The following is a 1,268-nucleotide window of genomic DNA, read 5'->3' as shown; positions in this document are numbered from 1 at the left end:
TGACCTGCCACCGAACTTTCATCCAGCGGCGGTTAGAGTCTCGGGGTTTTGTACGCCGAGTGGCGCGGGTGGTGCAACGGGCGATCGGCGGAGCTGGTCGGGGTTGCGCAGCCGATCGCCCGTTGCGGTGAATGTGGCGGCGTAGGCCGCGGGGGTCTGGTATTTCAGCGAGGAGTGCGGTCGCTTCGCATTGTAGTCGGCGATCCATGCGGCGACCTTCGACCGCGCATCGTCGAGGTCGAAGAACAGCGTCTCGTTCAAGAATTCGTCGCGCATGCGGCCGTTGACGCTCTCCACAAAGGCATTCTGGATCGGTTTGCCTGGGCGCAATGAAGTGCCAGTCGATGCCAGTCTCCTTGCACCAGGCCAGCATCGCATTGCAGGTGAACTCGGTGCCGTTGTCGGAGACAATCGAGCCCGGTTTACCGCGCCGCGCGACGATCGTCGTCAGCTCCCGCGCCACCCGTCGCCCCGAGATCGAGGTGTCTGGGATTGCGCCCAGACACTCCTTGGTCACGTCGTCGACGATGTTGAGGACGCGGAAGCGTCGTCCGTTGGCAAACTGGTCATAAACGAAGTCGAGCGACCAGCGAGCGTTCGGCCTCGCTTCCAGAAGGATCGGCACCCGGACGCCAACCGCCTTGCGGCGGGCGCGTCGCTTGCGCACGGCCAGCCCTTCCTCCCGATAAAGCCGGTGGATGCGGTTGATCCCTGACGGCTCGCCCTCCCGCCGTAGCAGGATGAACAGCCGACGGTAGCCGAACCGGCGGCGCTCATTGGCAAGCTCGCGAAGCCGCCGACGAAGCTCCGTGTCCGGCGGACGGCGGGAACGGTAGCGGACCGCCTTCCGATCCGCACCGACGATCAAACAGGCCCGCCGTTCCGAAAGGCCCATGACGGCCTTCAGGTGCGCGACCCCTGCGCGCTTGGCGACGGGCCCTACCATTTTTTTGACAACAGCTCCCGGAGCGCTGCCGCATCGAGCATCTGCTCGGCCAAGAGCTTCTTCAGTTTGGCGTTCTCATCTTCCAGCGCCTTCAGCCGCCTGGCCTCGGAGACGTCCATGCCGCCGTATTTGGACTTCCAATTATAAAACGTCGCTTCAGAGATCCCGTGCTTCCGCGCCAGATCAGCCGTCTTCGCTCCAGCCTCGTGCTCCTTCAATACCGCGATAATTGCTCTTCCGTGAACCTTGCTCGCTTCATCTGTCCGTCCTTCGTCAGGCCGGACTCTAACTCCTTCTGGAGGAAATTCTCAGGGGCAGGTCA

At 63.1% G+C, this 1,268-nt stretch carries 1 pseudogene; it reads right to left on the bottom strand.

Annotation, left to right across the window (positions count from 1 at the left end):
- Nucleotides 1-18 precede the first annotated feature (18 nt).
- Nucleotides 19-1,205: pseudogene (locus QJT82_RS45390) on the bottom strand (IS3 family transposase).
- Between the last annotated feature and the right edge of the window lie 63 nt (nucleotides 1,206-1,268).

This window comes from Bradyrhizobium sp. Mp19 (assembly GCF_029952935.1).
GTDB lineage: Bacteria > Pseudomonadota > Alphaproteobacteria > Rhizobiales > Xanthobacteraceae > Bradyrhizobium > Bradyrhizobium elkanii.
Note: the sequence above shows the minus strand (reverse complement) of the source record. Positions and strands in the feature narration are given on the sequence as shown.